The organism is Bradyrhizobium sp. Mp27 (genome assembly GCF_029953005.1).
GTDB lineage: Bacteria > Pseudomonadota > Alphaproteobacteria > Rhizobiales > Xanthobacteraceae > Bradyrhizobium > Bradyrhizobium barranii.
Genome location: NZ_JASAUS010000473.1, coordinates 1 through 1,612 on the forward strand (window position 1 = coordinate 1; position 1,612 = coordinate 1,612).

The 1,612-nt window shown below is 59.4% G+C and carries 2 protein-coding genes and 2 pseudogenes; 3 read left to right on the forward strand and 1 reads right to left on the reverse strand.

Annotation, left to right across the window (positions count from 1 at the left end; translation table 11 throughout):
• Together QJT78_RS51040 and QJT78_RS51045 are read left to right on the forward strand one after the other, a co-directional pair.
• A pseudogene (locus QJT78_RS51040) lies at positions 1 to 215 on the forward strand (IS21 family transposase); the annotation flags it as partial.
• Positions 216 to 304: 89 nt separating this feature from the next.
• Positions 305 to 1,072, forward strand: coding sequence for a hypothetical protein (locus QJT78_RS51045; protein WP_038945163.1), 768 nt, complete (start codon positions 305 to 307; stop codon positions 1,070 to 1,072).
• Positions 1,073 to 1,105: 33 nt separating this feature from the next.
• On the opposite strand, the gene QJT78_RS51050 is transcribed toward QJT78_RS51045, so the two are convergent.
• The gene (locus QJT78_RS51050) at positions 1,106 to 1,414 is read right to left on the reverse strand and encodes a hypothetical protein (protein ID WP_028154658.1); all 309 of its coding nucleotides are present in this window, start codon (positions 1,412 to 1,414) and stop codon (positions 1,106 to 1,108) included.
• 50 nt (positions 1,415 to 1,464) lie between these two features.
• Between QJT78_RS51050 and QJT78_RS51055 the strand changes: the two are divergent.
• Positions 1,465 to 1,612: pseudogene (locus tag QJT78_RS51055) on the forward strand (transposase); the annotation flags it as partial.

The following is a 1,612-nucleotide window of genomic DNA, read 5'->3' on the forward strand; positions in this document are numbered from 1 at the left end:
TCGAGGCGATGTTCCAGGAAGAGAAGCCGCACCTGCGGCCGCTGCCTGTCGCTCCCTTCCGCATCTTCACCGAAGTCGTCCGGACTGTCTGCGACGACACCACCGTACGCGCCGACAACAGCTATTACGCCGCGCGGCCCGCGCCGATCGGCAGCCAGGTCGTCGTGCGCATCTACACCACCACGATCGAGATCCGTGATCGCCACACCCGTGCAGGAATTTGACTGACCACACCCGGAGGAATTTGAAGTGACCCGCGGGGAACCAGCTGCAGTATCGGGGCGCCAAAGCCGTTCAATACTTCATGATTGGCGGCGCACAAACCGCCGGGGAACAGTTGGTCGAAGTCATCGGCTTTGTGCGGCAGACCGAAGCGGATGAGCCGCTGGAGGGGGCCGAGAAGCATCTATATGCTAGGCTCCTTCAACTTCTCGGCGGCTTGAAGGGTGACAAGCAGATGCTCAAGGAGTCGGCATTGCAATTTCATGCGCTGCTGCTTGAGGAGCGTTGGACGCAAAGCGGTAGGGCCGCTATTCAACGCGAGTTGGGCGACAGCTGCCGATATGCTGACGAATGGGATCAGGCTGAAGCGGCTTATCGTGAGGCACTTGCCCTCGGCGGATCAGACCACGATAAGGTCCACCTCGCGGAATGCTTGCTCTATCGCAAGCAAATCGATGCCGCCGCTACCGAGATCGATACCGTAAAGCGAGAGACCCTGCCGCGCCATGAGTTCGCGGATTTTGTGTTCGCTTACGCTGCGATCGCGATTTGGTCGGCCAAAGCGGATCGCCTGACCGAGGCGAAAACGCTTCTTCAAGCTCTGGCCCCGGCCGAACCAATTTTCAATGATCGTCGCCTGAACCTGCTGCTCCGGGTAACGGAAACTCTTGCCAGCGGCACAGCATCCGGTGCGGCGAAGGCAGACAGCACGCCCAAAGGCGGGCTGGCGACGGTTGCCGGCTTCTTCGAGCAAAAGCCAAACATCGCCGGCATTGGGTTCAATTTCAACGCAATGATCGATTATTTCGCCCGAAAGAAGACCAAGGGCGAGCCTGGTAAGTCCGAGTGATGCGGGCCAAATCGCAACACCGCGATTTCCCAACTATCCCCAGCGCATGCGGCCTGCCAGACGGCCCAGGCTCTCGATGGCCAGCTTGTAGTACTCGGCCGATTTATTCGCGAAACCCGCCTTCAGGATCGCGGCATTCGTTTCGGGCATGGCCCAGCTTTCGAGTATCTGCTCCCTGACTTGTTCGTGCCAAGCCGCACGTCCTATCGGACTCCAAGCGAAATCGTGACCGGGTTTGCCGAGTGTGGCCTGCAAATCCTCTAGCGAAGTCGACAGCGTCAGGTAAGCCAGTGCGGCCAGCAGCTCGAACTCCTCAAATAACCTGGTGAACTCGGCGCCCATGAAAATGAAGTCTGTACACCAGGCCGGCAGAATGTCATGGAGGTGATCGCTCAGTGGCTGCGGATTATCTGCCGGAGGCCCGCTATCAACGCTGCATGGTGCATTTTTATCGCAATGTCTTCAGCCACGTGCCGTCGACCCGGGTCCGCGAGGTGAGCCACATGCTCAAGGCCATTCATGCCCAGGAGAGCCGCGCCG